Annotated in this window: 32 protein-coding genes; 12 read left to right on the top strand and 20 right to left on the bottom strand. The window is 37.1% G+C overall.

What is annotated here, in order from left to right:
* Positions 1–3: 3 nt before the first annotated feature.
* The 3 genes from Q3V31_RS21660 to Q3V31_RS21650 all read right to left on the bottom strand — a co-directional run bounded on the left by Q3V31_RS21660 (position 4) and on the right by Q3V31_RS21650 (position 1,951).
* A complete protein-coding gene (locus Q3V31_RS21660; RefSeq protein ID WP_016130786.1) occupies positions 4–672 on the bottom strand; it encodes a hypothetical protein in 669 nt (222 codons plus the stop codon).
* 123 nt (positions 673–795) lie between these two features.
* A complete protein-coding gene (locus tag Q3V31_RS21655) occupies positions 796–1,596 on the bottom strand; it encodes a nucleotidyltransferase domain-containing protein (RefSeq protein WP_240514139.1) in 801 nt (266 codons plus the stop codon).
* A gap of 46 nt (positions 1,597–1,642) precedes the next feature.
* Positions 1,643–1,951, bottom strand: coding sequence for a YuzD family protein (locus Q3V31_RS21650; RefSeq protein ID WP_000248596.1), 309 nt, complete (start codon positions 1,949–1,951; stop codon positions 1,643–1,645).
* A gap of 206 nt (positions 1,952–2,157) precedes the next feature.
* Here Q3V31_RS21650 and Q3V31_RS21645 point away from each other — a divergent pair, with 206 nt between their 5' ends.
* Together Q3V31_RS21645 and Q3V31_RS21640 are read left to right on the top strand one after the other, a co-directional pair.
* Positions 2,158–2,394 carry a NifU family protein gene (locus tag Q3V31_RS21645; protein ID WP_000431159.1) on the top strand — a complete coding sequence of 79 codons (237 nt, stop codon included), beginning with the start codon at positions 2,158–2,160 and terminating at the stop codon, positions 2,392–2,394.
* Positions 2,395–2,583: 189 nt separating this feature from the next.
* Positions 2,584–2,799: a hypothetical protein gene (locus tag Q3V31_RS21640; RefSeq protein ID WP_001125506.1), complete on the top strand. Its 216-nt coding sequence runs from the start codon at positions 2,584–2,586 to the stop codon at positions 2,797–2,799.
* Positions 2,800–2,858: 59 nt separating this feature from the next.
* Here Q3V31_RS21640 and yutH read toward each other — a convergent pair whose 3' ends face one another.
* Positions 2,859–3,860 carry a spore coat putative kinase YutH gene (yutH, locus tag Q3V31_RS21635; protein ID WP_000614213.1) on the bottom strand — a complete coding sequence of 334 codons (1,002 nt, stop codon included), beginning with the start codon at positions 3,858–3,860 and terminating at the stop codon, positions 2,859–2,861.
* A gap of 120 nt (positions 3,861–3,980) precedes the next feature.
* Between yutH and Q3V31_RS21630 the strand changes: the two genes are divergently transcribed.
* Positions 3,981–4,472 carry a phosphatidylglycerophosphatase A family protein gene (locus Q3V31_RS21630; protein WP_000665100.1) on the top strand — a complete coding sequence of 164 codons (492 nt, stop codon included), beginning with the start codon at positions 3,981–3,983 and terminating at the stop codon, positions 4,470–4,472.
* 19 nt (positions 4,473–4,491) lie between these two features.
* Here Q3V31_RS21630 and Q3V31_RS21625 read toward each other — a convergent pair whose 3' ends face one another.
* The 3 genes from Q3V31_RS21625 to Q3V31_RS21615 form a co-directional block, all read right to left on the bottom strand.
* Positions 4,492–4,971 (bottom strand): GNAT family N-acetyltransferase, encoded by a 480-nt coding sequence (locus Q3V31_RS21625; RefSeq protein ID WP_000402432.1) that lies wholly within the window; start codon positions 4,969–4,971, stop codon positions 4,492–4,494.
* 484 nt (positions 4,972–5,455) lie between these two features.
* On the bottom strand, positions 5,456–8,029 hold the full coding sequence (locus Q3V31_RS21620) for an FtsX-like permease family protein (RefSeq protein ID WP_071734583.1): 2,574 nt from the start codon (positions 8,027–8,029) through the stop codon (positions 5,456–5,458).
* The gene (locus Q3V31_RS21615; protein ID WP_001021175.1) at positions 8,013–8,801 is read right to left on the bottom strand and encodes an ABC transporter ATP-binding protein; all 789 of its coding nucleotides are present in this window, start codon (positions 8,799–8,801) and stop codon (positions 8,013–8,015) included. Before Q3V31_RS21615 ends, Q3V31_RS21620 begins: the two co-directional genes overlap by 17 nt.
* Before the next feature lie 231 nt (positions 8,802–9,032).
* Here Q3V31_RS21615 and Q3V31_RS21610 point away from each other — a divergent pair, with 231 nt between their 5' ends.
* Complete coding sequence (locus Q3V31_RS21610; protein ID WP_000683456.1) at positions 9,033–9,614, top strand: NAD(P)H-dependent oxidoreductase; 582 nt, start codon at positions 9,033–9,035, stop codon at positions 9,612–9,614.
* 34 nt (positions 9,615–9,648) lie between these two features.
* Here Q3V31_RS21610 and Q3V31_RS21605 read toward each other — a convergent pair whose 3' ends face one another.
* From Q3V31_RS21605 to Q3V31_RS21590, 4 genes are all read right to left on the bottom strand, one after another.
* Positions 9,649–10,179, bottom strand: coding sequence for a hypothetical protein (locus tag Q3V31_RS21605; RefSeq protein WP_000289906.1), 531 nt, complete (start codon positions 10,177–10,179; stop codon positions 9,649–9,651).
* A 113-nt stretch (positions 10,180–10,292) separates the two neighbouring features.
* Positions 10,293–11,057, bottom strand: a complete 765-nt coding sequence (locus Q3V31_RS21600; RefSeq protein WP_000276470.1) for a TIGR01457 family HAD-type hydrolase — start codon at positions 11,055–11,057, stop codon at positions 10,293–10,295.
* 107 nt (positions 11,058–11,164) lie between these two features.
* Entirely contained in the window at positions 11,165–11,797 is a 633-nt protein-coding gene (locus Q3V31_RS21595; protein WP_000503357.1) for a helix-turn-helix transcriptional regulator, read from the bottom strand.
* A gap of 77 nt (positions 11,798–11,874) precedes the next feature.
* A complete protein-coding gene (locus Q3V31_RS21590) occupies positions 11,875–12,315 on the bottom strand; it encodes a DUF86 domain-containing protein (protein ID WP_000273992.1) in 441 nt (146 codons plus the stop codon).
* Positions 12,316–12,462: 147 nt separating this feature from the next.
* Here Q3V31_RS21590 and glpX point away from each other — a divergent pair, with 147 nt between their 5' ends.
* The 3 genes from glpX (at position 12,463) to Q3V31_RS21575 (ending at position 14,588) form a co-directional block, all read left to right on the top strand.
* Positions 12,463–13,434, top strand: coding sequence for a class II fructose-bisphosphatase (gene glpX / locus Q3V31_RS21585; RefSeq protein ID WP_000439096.1), 972 nt, complete (start codon positions 12,463–12,465; stop codon positions 13,432–13,434).
* Between the two features lie 16 nt (positions 13,435–13,450).
* Entirely contained in the window at positions 13,451–13,717 is a 267-nt protein-coding gene (locus tag Q3V31_RS21580; protein WP_000392612.1) for a DUF3055 domain-containing protein, read from the top strand.
* Positions 13,718–14,090: 373 nt separating this feature from the next.
* The gene (locus Q3V31_RS21575; RefSeq protein WP_001174594.1) at positions 14,091–14,588 is read left to right on the top strand and encodes a hypothetical protein; all 498 of its coding nucleotides are present in this window, start codon (positions 14,091–14,093) and stop codon (positions 14,586–14,588) included.
* Positions 14,589–14,629: 41 nt separating this feature from the next.
* Here the strand turns inward: Q3V31_RS21575 and Q3V31_RS21570 are convergent, their stop codons facing one another.
* On the bottom strand, positions 14,630–14,932 hold the full coding sequence (locus Q3V31_RS21570; protein WP_000435944.1) for a YutD family protein: 303 nt from the start codon (positions 14,930–14,932) through the stop codon (positions 14,630–14,632).
* Between the two features lie 118 nt (positions 14,933–15,050).
* On the opposite strand from Q3V31_RS21570, the gene Q3V31_RS21565 reads away from it, so the two are divergent.
* Entirely contained in the window at positions 15,051–15,629 is a 579-nt protein-coding gene (locus tag Q3V31_RS21565; RefSeq protein ID WP_000744035.1) for a YhcN/YlaJ family sporulation lipoprotein, read from the top strand.
* A 29-nt stretch (positions 15,630–15,658) separates the two neighbouring features.
* Here Q3V31_RS21565 and Q3V31_RS21560 read toward each other — a convergent pair whose 3' ends face one another.
* Positions 15,659–16,390 carry a MerR family transcriptional regulator gene (locus tag Q3V31_RS21560; RefSeq protein WP_329767171.1) on the bottom strand — a complete coding sequence of 244 codons (732 nt, stop codon included), beginning with the start codon at positions 16,388–16,390 and terminating at the stop codon, positions 15,659–15,661.
* A 108-nt stretch (positions 16,391–16,498) separates the two neighbouring features.
* Here Q3V31_RS21560 and Q3V31_RS21555 point away from each other — a divergent pair, with 108 nt between their 5' ends.
* Complete coding sequence (locus tag Q3V31_RS21555; protein ID WP_329767169.1) at positions 16,499–17,314, top strand: YhfC family intramembrane metalloprotease; 816 nt, start codon at positions 16,499–16,501, stop codon at positions 17,312–17,314.
* Between the two features lie 67 nt (positions 17,315–17,381).
* Here Q3V31_RS21555 and Q3V31_RS21550 read toward each other — a convergent pair whose 3' ends face one another.
* Complete coding sequence (locus tag Q3V31_RS21550) at positions 17,382–17,780, bottom strand: hypothetical protein (protein WP_329767167.1); 399 nt, start codon at positions 17,778–17,780, stop codon at positions 17,382–17,384.
* A 134-nt stretch (positions 17,781–17,914) separates the two neighbouring features.
* Between Q3V31_RS21550 and Q3V31_RS21545 the strand changes: the two genes are divergently transcribed.
* On the top strand, positions 17,915–18,469 hold the full coding sequence (locus Q3V31_RS21545) for a histidine phosphatase family protein (RefSeq protein ID WP_000721023.1): 555 nt from the start codon (positions 17,915–17,917) through the stop codon (positions 18,467–18,469).
* Positions 18,470–18,552: 83 nt separating this feature from the next.
* Positions 18,553–19,032 carry a YbaK/EbsC family protein gene (locus Q3V31_RS21540; RefSeq protein WP_000272756.1) on the top strand — a complete coding sequence of 160 codons (480 nt, stop codon included), beginning with the start codon at positions 18,553–18,555 and terminating at the stop codon, positions 19,030–19,032.
* Positions 19,033–19,047: 15 nt separating this feature from the next.
* On the opposite strand, the gene Q3V31_RS21535 is transcribed toward Q3V31_RS21540, so the two are convergent.
* Together Q3V31_RS21535 and lipA are read right to left on the bottom strand one after the other, a co-directional pair.
* Positions 19,048–19,377: a DMT family transporter gene (locus tag Q3V31_RS21535; protein ID WP_000642910.1), complete on the bottom strand. Its 330-nt coding sequence runs from the start codon at positions 19,375–19,377 to the stop codon at positions 19,048–19,050.
* Between the two features lie 72 nt (positions 19,378–19,449).
* Positions 19,450–20,346, bottom strand: coding sequence for a lipoyl synthase (gene lipA / locus Q3V31_RS21530; protein ID WP_000166375.1), 897 nt, complete (start codon positions 20,344–20,346; stop codon positions 19,450–19,452).
* Positions 20,347–20,535: 189 nt separating this feature from the next.
* Between lipA and Q3V31_RS21525 the strand changes: the two genes are divergently transcribed.
* Positions 20,536–21,519 (top strand): M23 family metallopeptidase, encoded by a 984-nt coding sequence (locus Q3V31_RS21525; protein ID WP_000944685.1) that lies wholly within the window; start codon positions 20,536–20,538, stop codon positions 21,517–21,519.
* A 43-nt stretch (positions 21,520–21,562) separates the two neighbouring features.
* Here the strand turns inward: Q3V31_RS21525 and yunB are convergent, their stop codons facing one another.
* The 4 genes from yunB to sufB form a co-directional block, all read right to left on the bottom strand.
* Positions 21,563–22,294 carry a sporulation protein YunB gene (gene yunB / locus Q3V31_RS21520; protein ID WP_000510870.1) on the bottom strand — a complete coding sequence of 244 codons (732 nt, stop codon included), beginning with the start codon at positions 22,292–22,294 and terminating at the stop codon, positions 21,563–21,565.
* Positions 22,295–22,349: 55 nt separating this feature from the next.
* Entirely contained in the window at positions 22,350–22,652 is a 303-nt protein-coding gene (locus Q3V31_RS21515) for a YunC family protein (RefSeq protein WP_000248472.1), read from the bottom strand.
* A 65-nt stretch (positions 22,653–22,717) separates the two neighbouring features.
* Positions 22,718–24,109 carry a bifunctional metallophosphatase/5'-nucleotidase gene (locus Q3V31_RS21510; protein WP_080028971.1) on the bottom strand — a complete coding sequence of 464 codons (1,392 nt, stop codon included), beginning with the start codon at positions 24,107–24,109 and terminating at the stop codon, positions 22,718–22,720.
* 429 nt (positions 24,110–24,538) lie between these two features.
* On the bottom strand, positions 24,539–25,936 hold the full coding sequence (sufB, locus tag Q3V31_RS21505; protein WP_001118829.1) for a Fe-S cluster assembly protein SufB: 1,398 nt from the start codon (positions 25,934–25,936) through the stop codon (positions 24,539–24,541).
* Between the last annotated feature and the right edge of the window lie 32 nt (positions 25,937–25,968).

Below are 25,968 nucleotides of genomic sequence, written 5' to 3'. Positions count from 1 at the left end.
CTCCTACAACGCCCAAGTAATATTCATTTCTTCAAATGACTTCTTACTCACTTCCAACCCTTCATCATCATCCGTTCCAATCATCGCCACCTCTTCTTTAGACAACGTAATTCCCTCGTTTAGATTTTGGATTTTTCTCTCATACACGAGTTGTAAAAGATCCATTTGCTCCTCTGTCAGTTCATACTCTTCTTCCAATCTTTCTATTGCAGATTCCGTATCAAGTAATGGGATTTCTAATAAGAATCCACCGTGCTCTTCCATCTCTTCAAATGAATCAATTGAATATGCACCGCTATCCTCAATCCAAAATGCCGTCGTAATGAAAGGAACTGTTTCCCCCTCTACCTCTTCTAATACGTATTGAAGTGCTTCCTCTTTCGCAATGTCTACTACTTCCGAAGGTGCCCCTTCGAAATAATTTGCTGCATCAATCCACTCATCAATTCTCTCACTATTCACATCTTGAAGACATACGATTGTGTACTTCGAATGAAAAGTAATTGTCCCTCTTCCGCCTTGAGTATCTTGCATACTATAGTTAAATCCATCCCATGAACTTTCATGTGAAAAATCAGGAGCGTGTGCTACAAAAATTGCATCTGCAATCGACTTTAAAATACATCCTTTCCATAGTTGTTCTTTACTTATATGAAAGTTATATTTACTCATTCTCTTCCCCCGCATATATGTTTTTTAATATTATCTTTCGACTTCTCATTCTTTGTAAAGCGTTTTTTCATTATATAAAAATAGTAAAAGCACCCTTTATCTAAAGGATGCTTTACTATTCACCTACCACTTCTCCCTGCACTCTTCAATCAAACACAACAAATACCGCTTCGTCACATCAGCCCGTCTCCAACGAGAGAACTTTTTCTTTTCTTCTAGATTATGCCGCATTCGCTCTACTTCTTTTAATAAAGGATCCCATTCTTTCGCTGAACGTTCTAATAAGTATTGTAATCCCCTATCTTTTGAAACGATTGTTTTATGATCTAACGTATATAAAATACGTCCCATCGTAACGACAGCTGATTCTACCCATTCTTCTATGAAAAATAAATATGGCTGCTTCGCTTTTTCACTCCAGTACTGTTCTACGTTGTATTTCATCGTATTGACTACATCATCCCACCTTATTTGAAACGAAAGATCTTCCGCTTCTTTCCCGATAACTGTAATGCCTTGATTTTTCAATGTCCACCACGTGACCGCATTAATGTCCCAATGACCAATATTCGCCTTACCATCTGCACAATACACGTACTCATTCATTTCATCATTATATTTCCCTAAGTCAGCAAGCGGAATATACATACCATCCATTCTTTTACCTAACGTACTTTTACTAATTTTTTTATGCAGTTCTACAATTTGCTTTTTTTCAGCTTCATTCACGGAATTACTTATTACCGTAACAAAATCAACATCGCTCGTTTCTATATGAAATGCTCCTAGCGCAATCGATCCGTAAATGTATACCCCGACTATTTTTTCGTCCAAAAAAATTTCTTTTAATTCTACTGTGTACTGCTCCATTAACTGTTTTACTTCTTCTGGTAAAGCATGTTTTATTCCATTCTCCACATCTATCCCTCCATATAAAAAAGCCTTTGCAAATTCGCAAAGGCTTCATGCTTTATAAATATTTCTCGATTTCTTCATAAACATCCTTCAAACGTGGATTTCCTTCTCCAACGATTTCACCATTTACAAGAACGACCGGATAAAATAGATCTTCCTCCACTACTCGCTCTGCGAATGCTTTTTTATCTTCATTCTCTTGTTCTTCTTGAAAATCAATATACTCGAAATTAAATTTATTTTCTTGTCCCTCATATTTACGACCAATTGCCGCTTGTAACCACTCAAACGTTTCTGTTGAAGATGGCATTCCAACGCAGCTCGCACAAATTACTTTCGTCCCATACACTTGCACATTAACCATTTCTTCTCCCCCAATTCTTGTTCAAACAGTATATTCAGATGTCTTATTACATAAGCACATCATTTTACAAACTTATTCCATACCCCTATACTGAAAAAACACGTTGTACACATGATACAATATTTCGACAATAAAACAAGAAGAGAAAAAATAGATTTTCCCCTCTATCTTGATTATAATAAAACTGATGAAAGGAGTCGATAAAAATGGAAAACCCACATATGCAAGAACAAGTATTAGAAGTATTAGATAAATTACGTCCATTCTTACTTCGCGATGGCGGAGACGTTGAATTAGTAGACATTGAAGAAGGTATCGTAAAATTACGCCTTATGGGTGCATGCGGAAGCTGCCCAAGTTCTACAATCACACTAAAAGCTGGTATCGAACGCGCATTACTTGAAGAAGTACCAGGCGTTATTGAAGTAGAACAAGTATTTTAATTTAAAAGCGGAAGCGGCTCGTTCAGAATCGTTTTCTAAAAAGAGACCCATTTGGGTCTCTTTTTTTATTCAAATAACACTTCCCCTTTAACATCATAAAACAAAATTGGAAATCCTTCTCAAAAAATGCGATAATTACTACTAGATAGTAAATCGTTCACACATACAAAAAACATAGGGGGACGACACATGCCAAAAATGGGGAACACTTTTGTAACAATTCAAGAACTAGAAAAGAAAAAAGAATATTTATTAGACCTTTCATCCGTTATACCAACATGGAATACAAGCTATCAATTTTTATTTAAAGAAATTCAGCAAGAATTATTGAGTAAAGTAAATGAGAAAATCGAAAAACATCAACTCATTTTACATATATGTGCAGATCAACAGGTAGGGGCATAATGTATTACATACAATTGTGATATAAAAAAGAGACCTCAATCGGTCTCTTTTTTATACTTTTAAGACAGCCAATCTAATTTCCTAATACCTAACTTATCAATTGGTAAACGAAGTGACCCGTAAAAATGCTTCATAAATTGCTCGGAGCGGTTCACATCGTGTAAAATGGCTTCTAAGCGATCTCTATATATGCCTTTTTGTTCTTCGTTTCCTGTTTGATAATATCGTTCAACCGTTTCAAAGTATTGGAGTGGGAACAGGAGCCTTGCAAATAATAGGCGCCAACCAAATGAGGATAGCGAATAATTCCGTTCATAATCTGTAACAAATTGGACGATTGTTTGCTCCCAATCTTTCTTTTTTTCTATCATCATATAGCGAATTAATTCTGCCATATCTCGAGTTGGGTGATCATACACCCAATTGAAAGGAAGTTTGAGGCGCTTCGTTTGATGCCATAATAAAGGTGTGAATCGTTCTTGGCAAATTGTTGCTGCATCAGTCATTTGCGGCGTATCATCCATCTCTGTATCGACAACATACTGAATTGCATTTTCTGCAACTCCTAAGTAATACGGGAAGGATTCAATAAACAATTGATCGAATACGTCTGTAGGGTGGTTCATCACTTGTGATTGCCAAAACTTTTCTAATTGATCGAGCCTTTTTTCCCATAATGCTTTCCATTCGCCGATGCGGCTTAATTTCTCGATTTCTTCTGGAAAGAATGCACCTCGTTTATGGAATATAGAAAGCTCACTTCCTAATGATGTAGCATGTCGTTCTAACGCACGCATACCTTTTAATAAGCAGTAATTTTGTTCTTCTATCTCACTTACATAGTAGCCGTGTATAGTCGGAACGAAAGTCGCTACAGTTATATCCCCTTGCTGGTTCATATAATCACTGAGCTTTTTCATCTCTACAAGTACTTCTTCCTCCATTTCTCCAATTGGAACAAGTACATAAATTTTGTTGCGAATCCAAAAGCTTTTATAGGGGCCAAGGGGGATTAATTCTTTAACATGCATGTGATAATGCTCATAAATATGCTGAATCATCGCAGTCGCCACCTATGGTTTTTCTTTATATATATGAGCTTGTGCTCGCCTTTCATTCCTATGCACATGATAAAGCAACGAAACGTATACAAATACTAAAAAGAAAAAAAGGTGATAAACATGAAAGAATCAAATCAACTACAAGAAAGAGCATTACAACTATTACAAGAGCGCGGTGTAACAATTGACGATATTGCTGAGCTTGTTCATTTTCTTCAAAAAAAATATCATCCAAATTTAGAGATGTCAGAATGCCGTTATAATGTTGAGCGTGTATTATCAAAACGTGAAGTACAAAACGCACTGATTACTGGTATCGAACTCGATGTCCTTGCTGAAAAAGGAATGTTAAGTGAGCCGTTACAAGATATCGTAAAACGTGATGAAGGCTTATACGGAATTGATGAAGTGATCGCACTTTCTATCGTTAATGTGTACGGCTCTATCGGTTTCACGAACTTTGGATATATCGATAAATTAAAACCTGGTATTTTAGAATTCTTAAATGATAAATCATCTGGAAAGGTGCATACATTCCTTGATGATATCGTTGGCGGAATTGCTGCCGCTGCTTCAAGTCGTTTAGCGCACCGTGCTGAGCATTCGGAATAAGGTGTCTAGGCCGTCAGTTTCATACTGATGGCCTTTCGTATTCCATAAGCATAAACTCTCTTCCACGGCTCAAAAAAACAGGTCCTACTTGAAATCCAATGTTTTTATATAACCTAATTGCTCTTTTATTAAATGTCGCTACACTTAGTCGAAACATTTTTGAATTCAATTCCTCAGTAGCAAATACAATTCCCGCTTGAAAAAATATTTCCCCCATCCCTTTCCCTGTTAAATCCGGCTTCATTCCAAGTCCGATATCTATTACATCTTCTCCCCTATATAAATTAGCATCTCTTCCACCCGGAACTTGCGCATTTTCTCCAAAACAAAAATAGCCGATGAATTCTCCCTTCTCCCCGCAACAACCGTAATACGTCCCATCTAATAGCTCTTCTATTACTTCAGCCTCTCCTGAAAAACTATATAAATTGTACGGTTCCTCATACGTCCACATATTTATCTCATTCGCTTCTTCTTCTGTTAACTTATGTATTTCCATTCCTCTCGCTCCTCATCAAATATTCTATATATATTTACTCATTCATTTTCAGCACTCAATTTCCCTCTAATTACAATATGCATAATTACATACGCACACCCATTAAAAAAATGCTAAAATTTATTTGAATCGCTGTTGTTACACTTCTTGATTAAGAAAGACCGTTAACCGGAAAATTAACGTCTTATCAAATTCAAGCAATTGGCACATTTTGTCATCATCAAAGACACTCAAAAGAGTGTCTTTTTTTCTATAAATGCATAAATTACTATAACTCTTTAAACGCATTATTCCCTTTCTATACGTTGCGGTGTTCGTTGCGACAGATTCGGATAATAAAAAGCACTCCAGCCAGAGTGCTTTTTACTTTCAAACAAGGAGGTTACATATATGGATAGTACTCTTGTATTTAACTTTGGCATTGGTATTGTTATCATTTTATTCGTCTTCTTTGTTCTTTGTATGAGCGGAGTATAGCAATCTTTTATGCTGATAACTCTTTTAAAGTATCACTTAATTTGAACCTTCTTAATTGTAATGAAGCAATCATTGCTGCCCCTGCCCCAAGCATCACACTAGCTAGAGCCAATATGACAACCTGATTATACGGAATGATAATAACCGTTAACTCTAAGCTCGATAACACAATATAACTAAACAAAATCCCTCCAAAAATGCCAATACAGCCAGCTATCGCTCCAAGTAAAGTCCCTTCTAATAAAACAATCCGTCTCATTTGCTTCGGAATAGCTCCTACTGCACGAATCATACTAATTTCAGCACGTCTTTCATGTAAACTAGCAACAATCGCATTCATTAATCCTATACCAGAAATAATGAAAACAATTACAACTAACAAGCGAATTAACATCATCATTTGCGATAATAACTGCTCCTGTTCTTTCAATAAATCATAACTATTAATAACCTCTACGTTCTCTTTATTATTTGTAATTTGTTTTACTTGTTTCTTAATTACTTCAAATGATTGATTAGAATTTGTCATAATTTGAATCGCTTCATATCCTTGTACATGAAACTTATCCCGTGCCCATTGTTCACTCACAAAAATATCTGATCCTCTTAACCTTAATCCTTGCTCAATTATCGAAACGACTTTAATCGTTTGTTTTTCTTTCCCTTTCCCTTGTACTTCAATCGTATCATGCAACTGGATCCCTAAATTTTTAGCCGTTTCTTTCGTAACGACTCCCTCACCATCTTGTAATGGCTTATTTAAATTTTGTCCTGAAATCACTTTCGCCTTCGTTACTTTCTGATACGCTACAATATCATTACCCACAACCTCTATTGAATCATAATTAAAATTATTTTTTCTCGCATGTTCATACCATTCTTGATTTGCCTTTTTAAAGTCATAATTTATAAGTTTTGCTGTGAAATCAGTAGCATTCCCTACACTTGCATCTACACCGTCAACTTTTTTAATCTTCCCCATCCAACTAAACGGTAAAACCTCAATTCCTTGCGAATCCATCGGTACACGCACTACTAAATCAGCTGGTAAATGCTTTTGTAATCCTTTCTTCGTACCTTCATACATAGAATTTACATACATCGTTCCAACAAGTGCTAACATAAAACCAAATGCTAATATAGCAACCGACACAGCTGCCTTATTACGATAACGAATTACATTTCGACTACTAATCGTCGTTTCAATTCGAAATATCATTTGCAAAGGTTTCGCAATAACTGGCGCTATTATACGAATAAGTAGCGGAATCGTAAATAACAAACCAACTGCAAATAACAATGCTCCAATCGCACTTGGATTAAAACCGACATACTGTTCTAATACGTTACCCGCTAGTCCAATAACAGTACCAATAATTAAAATGCTAAGGCTAAAAGCACTCCATCTTTTTTCTTTTTTCTCATCGCTAGGAAGACCAGGCCGAAGTGCTTGAACTGGTGGAATCTTTCTAACCATGAAAGCCGGTATAATAGCCCCTATGATAGACATAATAATTCCTAGTAAAAAAGTAATGAGTAAAATCTCACCTGAGATCGATAATGATGCTTTCCCTGCCCCCTCAATATTCACCCATTTATTAATGAATGATGCAGCAATTGTTTGCGTACCTGCTCCAAGAATAATCCCTGCTAGCGATCCAATCGCTCCGATGCATAAAGCCTCTAATAAAACGACTAATATAATTTGATTTGGGTTACTACCAAGTGCACGTAATAGTGCCCATTGCTTAAATCGACTTCTGACAGATAAGAAGAAACTTCCCATTATTAAAAGGGCTACAACAAATAAGGCAATACCACCTAAACTAAAAATTAACGGTTTCATTACATTTAGTCGTTCAAATGCCTTATCGACATAAGTACGTTGGTCCACCTTTATATTTTCTATCTTCTTATTTACATCAAGAGCAATTGCCCTTTTCACATTTACATCCTGTGCTTTCACTTGAACGAGGTTGAATTGATTTTGTAGATTTAGTTCTTTTTGAAGCCAACTAATTGGAAAATAAGAACCATGCCCCATTGCCGCCATTAACGGTGGATTCAAAATCCCAACAACTTTAACAGTCTTTTCTCCATGCGGCGGAAACGGCAGCTTGATCATATCTCCTACACGTATACTTTCACGGTCTGTATAACCTTTTGTCAGTGCTACTTCAGCACCTTCTTTCGGATATCGACCTTCTGCAATCTTATAAGAACGCATTTCTGGAGAATCTTGCTCAACACCCCAATAAGACGGCTTTCCTGATAGCTCTTTATAATTTGGTAAAGGATACGGTATAAGTACTTTTGATATTTTTTCAGCGTTTTCTAAGCCAACTATCCCTTTTAAACTTTCATTATTTAAATACATATCATTTTTTATATATCCAAATTGTAAATTATAATCTCCATAACGACTTACTACTTGTTCCTTCACACTTTGCTCTACTGATTGATTGCCTAGCAATAACATCGTCGCTAACATAACACCTAAAGCTGCACCGAGGGCAATCAACATATTTCGCAACCAATTTTGTTTCATCGATTTTACCGCATACTTAATTACCCATCGCATCACCTTTACCTCCTACTTTAAAGTGACGATTCATAATCTCTTGAATTTGAGTAACTTGCTGCGGGATATTTCGAAATTTCCATCCCTTACTTTCAGCATGTTCATAGATCACTTCACCATCTAATAAGAAAACAACTTTATCCGCATGGGCCGCTACGAATGGATCATGCGTTACAATGACAGCTGTTTGTCCTAACTCATCACAGGCATTGCGAAGGGCCGCGATTATATTTTTGCTATTTTCTGAATCTAATGCCCCTGTTGGTTCATCCGCTAATATAATAGCTGGCTCATTTGCAAAAGCTCTCGCTATCGCAACCCTTTGTTGTTGTCCACCTGATAACTGTGCTGGTAAATGCTTTTCTTTTCCCTTCAATCCAACAAGATCTAATAAGCGATTTGCTGTCACCGTCGCCTTCTTTTGCGAGACATTATCTAACAGTAAAGGCAATCCTACATTTTCCTCCGCACTAAACACTGGAATCAAATTAAACTGCTGAAAAATAAAACCGATTTTATGCCTTCTAAACAAAGCAAGCTCTTTTTCTTTTAATGTTGAAATCTCTGTACCATCTACTCGTATACTGCCTACTGTTGGAATATCTAATCCACCTAACAACTGAAGTAAAGTCGTTTTACCCGATCCACTTGCCCCCATAATACAAACGAAATCTCCTTTTTGAATTTGAAGATTAATACCTTTTAATATCTTTACTTTACTATCCCCAATATCAAACGATTTTTCTAACCTTTCAATTTCAATAATATTCATCCCTATATCCCCTTCTCTCTCTATTTATCAATCTATATATTCTATTCAGAATGCAAAATCCCTACTTTTTTGTATTTTTTTGTCACATACTAACATGTATCCCTTATTAGCTGATTACATTTCAACTTTATTTCTCACGTTAGAAAAGTTGACTCTCACAATAAAAGTAACCATACTAGTTACACGAATACATAAAAACTATTCACATATCCACAAATAGGAGGAAGAACAATGAAACATGTAATCGTTTATGCACACCCAAATACAGAAAGCTTCAACCATGCGGTTTTAGAAACGGTAAAAAGTGAATTAGAAGAAAAAGGTCATGAAGTACGCGTTCGCGATCTATACGAATTAAACTTCAATCCAGTATTAGGCGCTTCCGATTTCATCTCGTTTTCTCAAGGAAACACACCAGAAGATATTAAAGAAGAGCAAGAGCATATCTCTTGGGCTGATAGCATTACGTTCATTTATCCAGTTTGGTGGGCGGGACTTCCTGCTATTTTAAAAGGATACGTTGACCGTGTATTTAGCCACGGCTTCGCTTATGCTTACGGTGAAAATGGTATTGAAAAGTTATTAAGCGGTAAAAAAGGCTTATTATTATCTACGATGGGAAATACGAAAGAAGCATATACAGCAGGCGGTATGTTTGAAGCAATGAAGAAAACAGCAGATGTTGGTATTTTTGAATTTACAGGCATTGAAACAATTGAGCATACATTCTATACAAGTGTTCCTTCTGTGGATGACAGTGTGCGTAAACAATATCTTGAAGAGGTTAAAGATGTTGTGAATCGTGCGTTTTAATAAAAAAACTCCGGTTTTAACAACCGGAGTTTTTTTATTTCATCATCAATTTCGGAATATACCTTTGAAGAATGCTTTCTAATTCATTCATATCTTCTTGTCTAATAAGTAAATTCACATTGTCATTCATTTTTTCTCGCCCGCGATATAAAAATATATTTTCTTTTGGATTTTCCCATGTTGATGTTTTATAGCCTTTTAATTCTTCATATGAATAAAAGTTCAATCCATCTATTACACCTTTTTCATATATTTGTACACTTTTAATAAGATGGATAGCTATTAAAGTCATAAAACAACTTGCTACAACATAACTACCCGACTGAATAAGAAACTGTTCATCTGTATCAATATCGCCACTTACGTACTGAGCATATATATACATACATTGTCCAATGAAATATGCTGGTCCAAGTAATGCAATCCAACGTCTCTTCACTCGTGGATATGTTGCAATAAGTTTTCCCGCACTTTTTTTCACTTCATTTATTTTATATATCTTCCATAGAACCAAAAATAAAACACATAATGTAAAAACAAACATAATACATGACATCCAGTACACTCTTATTCCTCCCTCTGTATCAATACATATAAATTTTACATTTTATATAACAACAGCGAATATGCAATTATGCATAAAAAAACAGGCAACCTCTTCCGGTTACCTGCATTTCATTACATCTTCTCAATCCACTCCGTCAAGTTATGCACAACTTGCGTCGGTTGTACTTCATATTCTGTTAACTTCTCCACAGTTGTGACTCCAGTGTGGACAAGAAGGGTATGCATACCCGCATTTACTCCAGCTAAAATGTCTGTATCGTAGTTATCCCCAACCATTAATGCCTCATCTTTTCCTATGCCAAGCACTTTTAACGCTTGTTCCATAATGATTGATTCTGGTTTACCAATAAAGATTGGGTCCACACCTGTTGATACTGCAACAACTGATGTTAATGAACCGTTACCTGGTAATAATCCGCGCTCAGTTGGAATAGCAATATCTCCATTTGTAGAAATAAACGTTGCGCCGTTACGCACAGCAAGGCAAGCTTTTGCTAATTTTTCATATGTGATATCACGATCTAAACCAACAACAACGAAATCAGGATTTTCATCCACAAGTTCAAACCCTTTTTCCACAAGAGCATCATGTAAGCCTTCTTCACCAATCATGTATACAGTTGCATCTTGTTTACGTTCATAAATGAAATTGGCTGTCGCCATACTCGTTGTGAATACTTGCTCCGCTTTCGCTGGAATATCGAAACGAACAAGTTTTTCTGCCACTTGTTCTGGTTTACGCGTTGAATTGTTCGTAACGAATAAATAAGGAATGCCGCGCTCTCCTAACGCTTTTACGAAGTCGCTCGCTTCTTCAATTTGTTCTTCTCCGCGATACATCGTACCGTCTAAGTCAATTAAGTAACCTTTATACATCATTATGTCTCTCCTTCTATGCTAACGTTCTCACCTATCATACCACTCTTATATTACCCGCTTTTTCCAAAGAAAAAAACGCTTTACCTTAAAGCGTCCCATAACGTTCATTTTTTCTCTTTTACTTGGTAAGAACAACTACAATCGCCCTCACACATGTTTGCTAACGTCTTTACATCTGCACCTGCAAATAAACGATTATACATCTCTTTCTCATCTTCACATACTTGCGGGAATCTCTCTGCAATTTCCTTTAACGGACAGTTTTGTTTTTCAATTACGAAAGAGTTCTCTCCATCTCTCTTTATTTGAACCATATAACCATTTTTCTCTTGCATAGCTGCTATCTCTTGCACTTTATATGCTAAATTCTTTTGATTACTCACTCGCTTTTGCAGCTGTTCTTCCATTCGTTTCGTTCTCTCTTTTAAAACGTAACGAAGTATTTTTTCATCACCCATTCGAGCTAAATCTTCTAGCATATCAATAGCAAACTGCTTATATTCTTTCGGGAATGTATCTTCTCCCTTTTGACTTATTCCATACAAATATGTTGGGCGTCCAACATGCTGCCTTACCATCTTTGAATAAATTAGCTCATCATTTTCTAGTTTACTTAAATGTCGACGAATCGCCATCTCTGTAATTTCTAAAGCTTCGGCTAATTCTGCTACAGTATGCTCGCCCTTCACCTTCAATAATTGTATAATTTCTTCTTTCGTAGTACGTGCTTCCCCCATAGCTCACCCTTCTCCCTTTTCTCTCTCATATACAATATAAGATCCCCAAAAAGTATTCGGGGATCTTATAAGCATAATTATTCTGGTACAAATGCAGATACAGGTCCTAATTCCTTTTCTAAATAACTGCGAATATTCGCTGGGTATTTCTCTACCACTGCGATATGTTTTTGAATCGTCTTATATAACTCATCATGATTCATTTGAATATAATCTTGCGTAAGCATTTTTCGAAGAAGGATAACTTCTTTCATTCCTTGTCCTTCTTCTGCACTTATGACTCTCTCGTCAATTAAAATATCGATAATATCTTCGTAACTTCCTGGATCGCGCATAATAAATCCATCAATCATCGCATTCCCTACATCTAATACACAATCAATGAATAGATGAGCTATGCGCTCTAATGCGTAAAACTCAAACTCGGTTTCATATATCTTTTTCTCTTGAAATGTATTTGTTGCTCGTTCTAAACATACTAGCATTTGTTCTATTTTCTTTCTGTCTACAAAATACATGAATGTCACCTACCTGGAAATTAAAGCATTTACATTTTAATTGTAACGCTTTCTTCTGAAAAAATCGACAATTTTTCGAATTCACCTTTTCTCCGTTATTTGTTATAGTTATATTTGTATGATTTTTGAAATTGGAGGAATGCAATCTTGGAACGTGAACTCGCACTAGAAATTGTCCGTGTAACAGAAGCAGCAGCCTTAGCATCCGCACAGTGGATGGGCCGCGGAAAGAAAAATGAAGCAGATGATGCAGCAACTACAGCTATGCGTGATATGTTCGATTCAGTAAACATGGCAGGTACAGTTGTAATTGGTGAAGGAGAACTTGATGAAGCACCGATGTTATATATTGGTGAAGAACTAGGAACAGGTAACGGTCCAGAAGTAGATATCGCCGTTGACCCATTAGAAGGCACAAACATCGTTGCAAAAGGTCTTGCAAATGCAATGGCAGTTATTGCAATCGCGGATAAAGGAAACCTTCTTCATGCTCCTGATATGTACATGGAAAAAATCGCGGTTGGTCCAAAAGCAGCTGGTAAAATTAGCTTAGATGATCCAATTGAAAAAACAATTGAAATTGTAGCAGAAGCTAACAATAAAAAGATTCGTGATCTAACAGTTATCGTTCAAGAACGTGAACGTCATCAAGATATTATTGACCGTGTTCGTGCAAAAGGTGCACGCGTGAAATTATTTGGTGATGGCGATGTTGGTGCATCAATCGCAACAGCTTTACCTGGAACAGGTATTGACTTATTCGTAGGTGTTGGCGGAGCTCCAGAAGGCGTTATTTCTGCAGCAGCATTAAAATGCCTTGAAGGTGAAATGCAAGCTCGCTTAGTTCCAATGAACGAAGAAGAAGAAGCTCGTTGTCGTGAAATGGGATTAGAAGATCCTCGTCAACTTCTTATGTTAGATGACTTAGTATCTGGTGATGATGCAATCTTCTCAGCAACAGGTGTTTCTGCTGGTGAGTTATTAGACGGCGTGAAATTCCTTGGCGGAGATTTAGCTGAAACATATTCTATCGTTATGCGTTACAAAACAAGAACAGTACGTTTCATTAAAACGCATCACCATTTAGATCATAAACCACACTTAAACTTAGATATTTAATAAAGGAGCCATGTGTATGGAAGAACGTTTCTTTCTGTACGACGATACAGTCGCTACAAAAACTCGTTTCGTTAGCTTTATGGGGGAAAATGAGCGTCATGATTTAGCGCTTCTATACTCCGATCGTCATTACGGTAAAACGATAGTCCTTGATATGCAGAGCAACAAATTTGCTATCATCGGTCCTGACGATTTAAACGAACCAGGCTACTTAGAGCACGCATTTTCTATGTCTGAAGAAATTGCAGAAGAATTACGCTCATTTTTATTTGAACTTATATAATTTATCTTGTGCACCAGCTATTTTAGCTGGTGCTTTTTTACGGTTTATATTTTGAATTTTCAATCTTATGTGTTATACTTATGAATAAATCTATTTGGATAGAAAGGACGTTATCTGCGTATGCCAACATTTACTTTGTAATGGACCAGCAATTGGATAGCATTACTCTCAAAAAAGCACCGTGCTTTTTCAAGGGAGTAGTCTGCCCATTCCCATTACAAAGGAACGTAAAGCATCTGTAGTATGATGTTTACGGAGGTTCCTCTTGGGGGAACCTCTTTTTATTTTTGTCTACTTCTTATGTCTTCATACTACAAGACATCCAAATAGCTGTATTACGTTCCTTTACCACTAATATAAGAGGTGAAGGAAAATGCAGAAAGTACAACTTTCTTGGAGTTTATATGAAAATCAGCAAAACACAATCGAAAAGTATTGTAAAAATTGCAGACGCACTACCCTATTTACTGACACGAATATTCGTAGGCATAACGCCAATGGAAAAAATATATACCGCTTTGCCATTTATAAATGTCCGAAAGATCATACGTGGAATCAAAAACTTCGTATTTATAAAGCATTTACTGATCACGTTGAAACAGTCGATATGCCCCAGCAGGATCAAACAGAAACAACTACTACCCTTTCCATTACACAACATAAAGAAAACGGCATAGCCGAAATCACGATCGTATTAGATATCGTTTTCGGTTCTCACCGAATGGATAAAGCTTTATCCACATATATTTCCGACTGGAGCCGTACACGCATTGTGGATAAAATTAAAAATGGGGATATTCAATTGAACGGACAACAAATGAAACCAAACGCAATACTTTCTGAAGGCGATTCTATTTCAATTTGTTTGTGAGCAAGTATGAAAAAATCCTCTTACAATCGTAAGAGGATTTTTTATTTCTTCACTTTTCGTAATACGAAGTGTGCACAACCGAAGTTACAGTACTCGTATAAATACTCTGATAAAGTACTAATTTTCGTATCATATGTCGAACGTTGATTACTATCATCAAAGAATCCGCGCAATCTAAGTTGCTCATAACCCCAGTCTCCAACGATATAATCATATTTATTTAAAATTTCTGCATAGCGCTCTTTAAATGCTTCTTCACTAAAACCGTCACGAAAGTTTTTAATTACTTCGTACTGAACATTATTAACGCTCACCGTAGTATGAATCTCTTGCTTTTGCTCCATTATGAACTTCCTCTCTAAGCATTCTTCTTTTTATCGTATCACAAAGCATAACAACCAACAATTTCAAATACAAAAAATTGAAAATTAGTGCATGCTATGGAGAAGGAGGTGATACATCGTGAAAAAGCAAATTATACTCTCTCTCCTCACTCTTTCCTTATTTGCAGGCTGCCAATCAACTAATAAAGCCGAAATGGAGCGTGAAGAAGGAAGTCGTGTTCTTGTTTCCAACAAAAACGACATGTATCATACGGAAAATACAAATACACGGCTCACAAGGGTCGGCTATTCATCTAAACAAAAACATGAAGTATCCAACAAACAAGTAGGAGCAATTAACCGTGAGAAAGTCGCTGAAATGATTACAAGCATGACAGTTAAACTTCCTGACGTTGCAAATGCTGCTACGCTCGTTACTGACGACGAAGTATTCGTTGTATACCGTGCCAACACAACGGATCCTAAACTAGTAGCGGATCAAGTATATAAAACTGCTTTGTCCATCGTTCCTCGCTATTATAAAGCATATGTATCAACAAACCAAAAGTTGATTTCTCAAATTCAAGGCCTTCAATCAGGTAGCTTAAACGATACAGAATATGAACAAAGTCTTGATATGTTAAAACGTGAAATGAGTAAAAACCCTCATTTGAACAATACAGGGGATCAAACTTTAAATGATATGATAAAAAAATAAAAAGGTGGAAAAAACCTCCACCTTTTTTACTATTTCTTCCGATCCGCATAAGCCTCCATCGCATCACACATAAACTGCGCTAAACCTTCACCAAACTTATCAATATTTTTCGTGAAGCGCTCATCAGCGACATACATTTGGCCTAGTCCTTTAAAAGCATCTAATGAATATTCACCAAAGTTTTGCAAGTAATCGTACCAGACTCCAATTGCTTCTTGCGCCTCTTTAGAATCAGGTGCTCCATTTCGAAGTGTTGCTAGCTTTCTGTAAATATTATTAAACTCCTCCTGTTTCTCTGTAGACATACCCTTCGCTGTTTTATTCGCTTTATCTACAGCCTCATCTCCCCATCGTTCACGTGCTTCTTCTTCGTATGGGTTATGACTAAAATCAAATCCTTCAAATTTCTCTTTGTTCGTCATTTCAATCTCTCCTTTTGTATGCTGAATGGTTTTATTAATCGTCGCTATCACCTTATCCAATCTAGCGCGCTTTTCAAGAAGCATTTTCTTATGAAGCTGTAATGCCTCTTCACGGTCGAATGAAGGACTCATGATAATTTCCTTAATTTTCTTTAAAGAGAAGCCAAGCTCTTTAAAAAATAAAATTTGCTGCAATGTTTCTAAATTTTCATTGGAATACAGACGATATCCAGACTCTGTCGTCTCATCTGGGGTTAACAACCCAATTTCATCGTAATGATGCAGTGTGCGCACACTAATTCCAACTAAATTAGCTACTTCTTTTACCCTCATTGTCATGCGTATCTCCCCCTCAATATATACGATAAAGTATGACGCAACGTTAGAGTCAACAAAAATTTCATTTGTTTTTTGAAAGATTCATCTCTCCACATTCTCCTACATTTCATGCATAATATATATGTACATACATTAGAAAGCGGTGAAAGTATGGTTTCAAATACTGTAATTGCCAGCATCATATTTCAACTCGTTGTTTCGATTCTGGTCCCAATTATTGTACTCGTTTATTTCCGTAAGAAATATAATATTAATTTGAAAATAGTTGGCGTTGGTGTCCTTATCTTTATCGGGTTTACCCAAATTCTCGAAACACCATTCCAACTATTCATTCGTGGTAATCCCACAACAGCTGAGTTTTTAGAGAACCCATTTATCTTTTCGATTTTCGGCGGACTAACTGCTGGTATTTTTGAAGAACTAGGTCGTTTCGTTGCCTTTTACTACTTACTGAAAAAATATCGAGATTATAAAGACGGTCTTGCGTACGGAATTGGGCACGGCGGTATTGAATCGATTTTAGTCGGCGGATTCGCTGGGCTTCAAACTCTTACCTTTGCAACATCTATTAACAATGGTAGCTTCGCTCAAATGGTTGAACAATACCCACAGTTGAGCCATATCAAGGACTTGTTAATAGAGCAACCTGCCTATTTATACTTACTTGGTAGCCTAGAAAGAATCATGGCATTAGTACTGCAAATTGCCTTCACAATGCTTGTCGTATACGCGGTAAAACAAAAGAAATACATTTTCCTCGCATACGCTATACTATTCCACGCACTTGTAGACTTTTTCGCAGCACTTTACCAAACAAAAATGATTAACATCTTTGTTGCAGAAGGAATTACCCTTCTCTTCACAATTGGTGCTGTCATTCTTATTCGTAAAATGAAAGAAAAATTAATGAGTGTGTCGGCGTAAAAATAACCCACCAGTTGGTGGGTTATTTTTTATATGGATTATCATAATGACGATAGCTTTTTCCCGCTTACAACTCCTTATTTGTTTCTGCATCTATAACAATGTACTTACGAAATTCGTCTACTTCATTTTGAGAAAAGGAAGCGAAGAAATAAACTTGGCGATCAGGGTGAATAAAAGAATCTTGAAACACCACACTACTCCGACAACCCGCGGCTGTTTTTTGTAGGAAAGAAAATTCTTCATCAGGCACTTCTTTAAATAAAATCTTTTTTCGAACGCTATATGCTGCATTGTTGTATTCTTTATAGATTTTCTTATCTAACTGTTCGTAAAACACATCCTCATTCACAAATGGCTTATTTCGATTGCTTGGATAATTTAATTTTGCATTCGATTCTGCATATGTTGTGGACAAGTGTATAAAAAAACAAAGACCGAATATAATACATATCATTTTTTTCATCATTACACCTCAAATGTTCATTTATCCACATTACTTTTCCACATACTTAGATCACTATGCCCTTTCCAAGAAAAAGGAATCTTTTCCACATTTGTCGAAGTATATATGGTCAACTTGAAAGATGGGGATGAAATATGAAAAAAATTATTGTAATACGACATTGTTCAGCAACTGGACAAGAGCGTGATGCCGAATTAACGAACGCAGGAAGAGACCAAGCAAACAACCTTGCTGCATTCTTCATAGAAAATAATCTACAAATAGATCATATTATTTCAAGCCCTTTTGTCCGCGCTATCGATTCTATTCGGTCCTATGCACTCCAAGCTAATTTACCTATTCAAGAAGATGAACGGTTAGCGGAGCGTATATTAAGCAACGTTCCAATGGATGATTGGCTGCAAAAACTAGAATCCACTTTTACAAACATAGATATTGCCTTTTCGGGCGGAGAGTCAACAAAACAAGCGATGGATCGCGCCATCTCACTTATTCAGGAAGTTTTAAAACTAGAGCATGACACAACATTACTCGTTACACACGGCAACTTACTCACATTAATTTTAAAGCACTTTGATCATACTATTGGCTTTGATGAATGGAAAACTTTAACTAATCCTGACATTTATGAAATTACACTTGATGAACAATCTATTATAAAACGATTATGGGATGCGCCATCCAAGTAATATCCCTTTCCAATACATTCAGTTGACACTGCGAGAAGATATGGTAGGGCTGCAGTAAAACATAGAGAGGGGTATCATGCAATATGTACGAAGACGTACTTTCTTTACTACATAAAACAAATGCTTCTTATGAAAAATTTGAACACGAACCAGTACTCGATTATGAGACAGATCGCATCGTTCGTGAAAGGCTCGGCTTACAAGGTACTCCAAGTAAAAGCCTATTTTTAAAATCAAAATCCGGGGAGTACTACGTATTCTTTACGTTAGAGGGAACTCGTCTCAACCGAGGAGAGATGAAAGAAATAACAGGAAAAAACTTATCTCTCTGTTCTCCTGATGAGCTAAGAGAAGAGACTGGCTGTACTCCAGGATGTGTAGCTCCTTTCGGTTATTCACAAGATGTAACGATTATTGTGGACAGTTCAATTTATACTTACAATAAAATTTTAATTACACCTGGTGTACCTGAATTTACAATTGAATTATCCACAGAGGAATTAAAAAGAATCTTATCAACATGTCAAAATACAGTTTTAGAGTATAAACAAAAAGAGAGCTAATATTAGCTCTCTTTTTTAATGAGCGCCAGAACCTGACAGATTTAATACTACAACTCCACCTATAATAAGTATTAATCCAGCGGCTGTTTGCCACGTAAAAGCATCTTCCCAAACAAATACACCAATGAGTGCCGTTAAAGCAGTCCCCACTCCTGCCCATATCGCATATGCCGTACTAAGTTGCATATGCTGCAATGCTTTAGAAAGGAAGAAAAATGCTGTAGCAAATCCGATCACTACCCCAATACTTGGCAACAATTTTGTAAATCCATTCGATACCTTTAACATCGATGTCCCAAATACTTCGCTTACAATTGCTATCGTTAAGAAGATAAACGCCTTCACATTCATTCCTCCTTAATCATTTTCACAAGAAAAAAACTCCTTCCTAGTTTTAAACTAAAAAGGAGTTTTTAATTATTTCGCTTCTGCTGTTTTTTCTTTTGCAGAACGTACTTGCTCGTCCGCATGGTAAGAAGAACGCACAAGTGGGCCAGCTTCACAGTGACTAAATCCTTTGCTAAGCGCAATTTCTTTAAGCTCTGCAAATTCTGCTGGTGGATAATATTTAAGAACTGGTAAATGCTTCTTAGATGGTTGTAGGTATTGTCCAAGAGTTAAAATATCCACATTGTTTGCACGTAAGTCATCCATTGCTTCAATTAAATCTTCTCTCGTTTCACCTAAGCCCACCATAATGCTCGATTTAGTTGGAATATCAGGCTGCATTTCTTTTGCTCGACGTAAAAACTCTAATGAACGGTCATATTTTGCTCTAGCGCGAACTCGGTTAGATAATCGACGTACTGTTTCAATGTTATGGTTCAAAATATCTGGTTTTGCATCCATTAACATTTTTAAGTTTTCTTCTACCCCACCCATATCAGATGGTAATACCTCGATTGACGTAAATGGATTTTTGCGACGAACAGCGCGTACTGTTTCAGCAAAAACAGCTGCTCCGCCGTCCTTTAAATCATCACGTGCAACCGCTGTTATAACAACGTGCTTTAAGCCCATTTGTACTACTGAATCTGCTACGCGTTCTGGCTCTTGTAAATCAAGCTCAGTTGGCAAGCCTGTTTTAACCGCACAAAAACGACAAGCACGTGTACAAACCGCACCTAAAATCATAAATGTTGCTGTTTTCCTTACAGCCCAGCATTCATGAATATTCGGACATTTCGCTTCTTCACAAACGGTATGAAGATTCTTAGAACGCATCATTTTCTTTAAGCCTGTATAGTTTTCATTCGTGTTTAACTTAATTTTCAACCATTCGGGCTTGCGCTTATACTCTGTTTGTTTTGTCATGGTTATCAACTCCGCACAATATGAAATAGTTTACCGTGTTCGCTTCTTTCAATGTAACATATCTATTCTAACGTATGAAAGCGATTTGCTCAAATGAAGATTCTAAGATTTTTTCCAATCGTTCCCTATAATGAAATACTCCGTATATCCCACACTAAAAAGAGTGATGTTGTGAAAGGAGTCTATTTCATGCTTCGAAAAATTTCTCTTTTGCTTTCGATTTGCTTTCTTCTCCACCAAAACATCGCTTACGGTGAAGATAATCAGCAAAGCATATATGAAAAGCGCATGGCACTATATAAAGAAACTGAGCAATCTTCAGGCATTCCGTGGTATTACTTAGCTGCAATGGATCAATACGAAAGAAACATACGGAGCGTAAGAAAGGATATTCCGAAAAAACCAGATGCCATCATTTCCCTTTATTTCAAACCTGAAATATGGGCTGGACCTGTTAATAGTAACGATACTCTCCCCCATACGATTTCTCTATTTGGCGGAATGGGTTTAGATGGTGACAAAGATGGATTTGCAAATTCAAATAACGACCGTGATCTTCTGCATACAGCAGCAACTATTTTAAAGAAACAGGGAACGTCAGAAGACCATATTAACATTATGCTTTGGGAATATTATAGACGTGCAAAAACAGTTGAATTAATTACAGAATACGCCCGAATTTATAAACATTATGGACGTATTAATTTAGAAGGAAATGCTTTCCCTCTCCCGATCCGCAGTGACAATAGCTACCGTAGTACTTTTGGAGCTGGAAGAAGTTTTGGCGGGAGACGAATTCATGAAGGAACCGATATCTTTGCCGGATATGGCGTACCAGTAAGATCCACTTGCTATGGCGTCATTGAAACAAAAGGATGGAATCGTCTTGGCGGATGGCGCATTGGTATTCGTGACCTTCATAATAATTATCACTATTACGCTCATTTAGGCGGGTTCTCTAAGGAAATACAGCTCGGACAAATAGTCGAACCAGGAAAAGTAATCGGATTTGTCGGTAGTACTGGTTATGGTCCTCCTGGTACAGCTGGAAAGTTCCCGCCTCACTTACATTTCGGCATGTATAAAGACAATGGCTATACAGAATGGGCTTTCGATCCATACATGCATTTAAGCCTTTGGGAACGAAAAGAACGAGCAAATACAAAACGATAACCGTAGCGAATTGCTACGGTTATTTTTTATTTTTTTATATTCGCTAACTATCCGTTTTCTTTTTATCTGGTACAACAACACTCCCACTTCCGTAATAAGTAGGCACCTCACCTTGAACGATGCGCGTTGCAATCGGAATGTTTTGCTTCACCTTAATTTCTTTCGTGCGTAACGGAATCATAACTTGTAACGTCACTTCCACTTCCATAATAATTTTGATCGCTGTATTATTAATTCCTTGTGGCTCAACTAACTGTTTAATATCCGTATTCACATGACCAATTGGCGTAAAATTAATCGGAATATCCGGTCCTATATTACCAAGAAGCGCATTATCAGTTATGCGCCCAAAAGGAACTGACATAGATACCCCATTCTCTTCAAAAATACCAAGTGCTTTCGTATCCCCTTTTTCTACTTGTTGTAAATATTTTTCTATGTATGCAGTAGTCGATGTTAATATTTCATTTACTTGTTTTGTATTTAGATCAATTGTAGATACCTTCCCGTTCCTATCCGTTTGTACTTTCATTAATGAATCTACATCAAACCCTTCATTAATTCTATCTTTTACCGCTTTCGTCATAACCGCTGTCGCCATTTTATGCGTCTCTGTTTCTCCATACTTAATTAATGTTGGCTGAATACTTTTATTTACAATCCATAAACCTTGAACTACCATTATGATAAAAATGATAAACGAAATAAGCATTATATACCGAAAGGAAATCGGTCCCCTTCGAAACCGCGAATTTTTCGAACGAAATATGCCCATAAGAAAACCCTCCTTCTTATATTATTTCTATGCAAGAAAGAGGGACGATATATGCTTATCTCATTTTTAATAGTGCATCTTTTCCGATTGTGCCGGCCGTAATACCTAAAGCTTCGGCTTCAATCGTTACTGATTCTAGCGGTGCTTCAAGAAGCTGTTCAATCGTTCTTACACCAACCGCACGGCCAGCAATGATTCCTCGATCACCTAACTTCTCATTTAAAAGACCTACATCTAATGCACCGCACATAATATATCCTTTATCGCTCATTACAGCTAGCAAATTTGTCTTTGGAAGTTTGACGCTAACCGCAATAAACGTATAATTATTGATTATAATTGGCTCCACATTAACCATAGTGCACACTCCTCTCTTTCTTATCTGTATGACAAGAGAAAAATGAGTGTTACAAGTTAACTAGCCTATAGTTTGACGGAAGATGTATGAGTTATCAACACATCTGTTAACACATCTCTAAGTAGTTCTGGCATATAATATTGTTTGTCAGAAAGTGTGGATAGCTCTGGGTATAAGTATCCGAATGTAAACATATCAATCGTTCCTACCGTATATATACGATCTAATTCCAGCGACTCCCCGTTAATCGATACATCTTCCAGTAAAATTTTATTCCCAGGAATCGTATCTGGAATCACTTCTACACCAGCGTAAATCATTTTCCCCATCACTGTCCCGCGAAATCCGAATCCTTTTACCTCAAGGTTCTCCATATTCGGGCGACGTGCTTTCAAAATAACTTCTCTTAACGTTTTCCCTGGTACTTTTAATAAACATGGATTAATGGGATGTGGACAAATTCTGTGAATATCTCCGCGCGTCACAACACCTTCTTCTAATCCTTCAAGAAGTACCCCAGCGTTCACCATTCCAATCTCTGCACCGCACCACGTTTTCAGCGCATTTGCTAACATATGCGAAAACGATGTCTCCTGAAACCAATCGACCGGTAATGATTCCTTTAAATGAACGACAGGCTCTGCCATAATATGTTTACTTTCTTCCTGCAGCAATTCAATTGTGGATAACGGTTTGCTATAGGCACCTAAACGTTCGGTCTTAATCGCCCTACCGTCCTTTTTCAACAGCTTCTTCGTCTCTTTATCCACAGTGAGCTGAACGTGCCCAACGTAACGTCCCCACTTTTCACAACAACAAAGTAAAGTATTATTCATAAGAACACCACGCTCAAATAAATGATGCGTATGTGCCCCTAAAATAACATCTATATCATAATGCTCCGCCATATACTCATCCATGCTTTTTCCAAGATGAGAAAGGACGACTGTAATATGAGCCTCATCTCGCACTTCTTCTAAAATAGACTCTAAATGGATAAGTGGATCTTCAATATGCCAATCGAGCATATGATAAAACTCTGGATACGCAACCGTTAATCCGATAAAGGCAATCGTAATCCCATCTGTCGTTGTATGTAATTTATAAGGCTTTGCCCACGCTGGACGTACACCTTCTTTTTCAAATAAGTTCGCGACAAGCACCTCAAATCCAGCATCATCATATAGACGATTCAAATGCTCTTTCGCTAACGTAATTCCTTCATTATTTCCGATCGTTACATAATCATATAACGCCTCATTTAAAAGCTTCGTATTGCCAAGCCCATTTGTTGCTTCCGAAATACTATGAAAACGATCCACATGATCGCCAATATCCACAGTTAAAACAGTCTCTCCCGCTTCCTGTCTTCGCTTTTTCTCCCCTTGTACAAACCGAGAAATTTGCGGCCAATTTTCAAAATGACTATGTATATCGTTTGTATGATAAAGGTGGATGATTGTTTCTTTATTTATATTCAGAGAAAAAACCTCCTCTCAGTTCCTTACTGCCATTTACGCTACACGTACGCAATAATCCTGTAAATACTTTTCGTCTTTTCTTGCTATTTTACATTGTACTCGCATTATAAGAAAAAGCCAAAGATTGCCCTTTTAATATGGAAAACTTTATTTTTTCTAATCTGTGGATAAGGTGGATACGATTTAGGTTCGAGGTATACGACCTTTTCTTTCTTTCGTAATTTGTTGATAAATCGATATTCCTTGTCGAAGCGTCGATATATTCTGAGTTGTGATCGATATATTTGAAAAATCGCTGATATATTCAGCTGAACACCCACCCGTGTATCCCAAGCCTGACCAGATTCAAACCCAGCACAACATAAAAAAGCGCCCTGCACAGCAGGGCGCTTTCACTTTTAAATATTAACCAATAGAACCTTCCATCTCAAACTTGATTAGGCGGTTCATTTCAACTGCGTATTCCATTGGAAGTTCGCGAGTAAATGGCTCGATGAAGCCCATTACGATCATTTCTGTAGCTTCTTGCTCAGAAATACCGCGGCTCATTAGGTAGAATAATTGTTCTTCTGATACTTTAGATACTTTCGCTTCGTGCTCAAGTGAAACGTAATCGTTTTTGATTTCGTTATAAGGAATTGTATCAGATGTAGATTGGTTATCCATGATTAACGTGTCACACTCGATGTTAGAGCGAGAGTTTTTCGCTTTTGGTCCGAATTGTACGATACCACGGTAAGTTACTTTACCACCATGCTTCGCAATCGATTTAGAAACGATTGTTGAAGATGTGTTTGGTGCTAAGTGAATCATTTTCGCACCAGCATCTTGGTGTTGGCCTTTACCAGCAATCGCGATAGATAATGTTAAACCACGAGCGCCTTCGCCTTTTAAGATAACTGCTGGGTATTTCATCGTTAATTTAGATCCGATGTTACCGTCAATCCATTCCATCGTTGCGTTTTCTTCACAAACCGCACGTTTTGTAACTAGGTTGTATACGTTGTTCGCCCAGTTTTGGATTGTTGTATAACGGCAATATGCATCTTTCTTAATGATGATTTCTACTACCGCACTGTGAAGTGAGTTAGTAGTGTAAACAGGTGCTGTACAACCTTCTACGTAGTGTACGTGTGCGCCTTCGTCTACGATGATAAGCGTACGCTCGAATTGTCCCATATTTTCAGAGTTAATACGGAAATACGCTTGAAGTGGTGTATCAACTTTAATACCTTTAGGAACGTAGATGAATGATCCACCAGACCAAACTGCAGAGTTTAATGCAGAGAATTTGTTGTCTGTTGGTGGGATTACTTTTCCGAAATGCTCACGGAAAATATCTTCATTCTCTTTTAATGCGCTATCTGTATCTTTGAAGACGATTCCTAGAGCTTCTAGGTCTTCTTTCATGTTGTGGTATACAACTTCAGATTCGTACTGTGCAGATACACCAGCTAAATATTTTTGCTCAGCTTCAGGAATACCTAATTTATCAAATGTCGCTTTAATTTCCTCAGGTACTTCATCCCAAGACTTCTCAGATTTCTCAGATGGTTTTACGTAGTACGTAATTTCATCGAAATCTAAGTCGTTTAAGTCGCCGCCCCATTGTGGCATTGGCATTTCATAGAACTTATCCAGTGATTTTAAACGGAAGTCTAACATCCACTGTGGTTCTTCTTTCATACGTGAAATCTCTTCAACGATTTCTTTTGTTAAACCGCGTCCAGCACGGAAAATCGAAACGTCTTTGTCTTTGAAACCATATTTATAATCGCCGATATCTGGCAGTTGCTTCGCCATGTTGGTGTGTCCCTCCTTAGATAACCTCGTTT

Source organism: Bacillus nitratireducens, from assembly GCF_036320425.1.
GTDB lineage: Bacteria > Bacillota > Bacilli > Bacillales > Bacillaceae_G > Bacillus_A > Bacillus_A nitratireducens.
The sequence above is the reverse complement of the archived record's forward strand: the minus strand, read 5'-3'. Positions and strand labels throughout refer to the sequence as shown.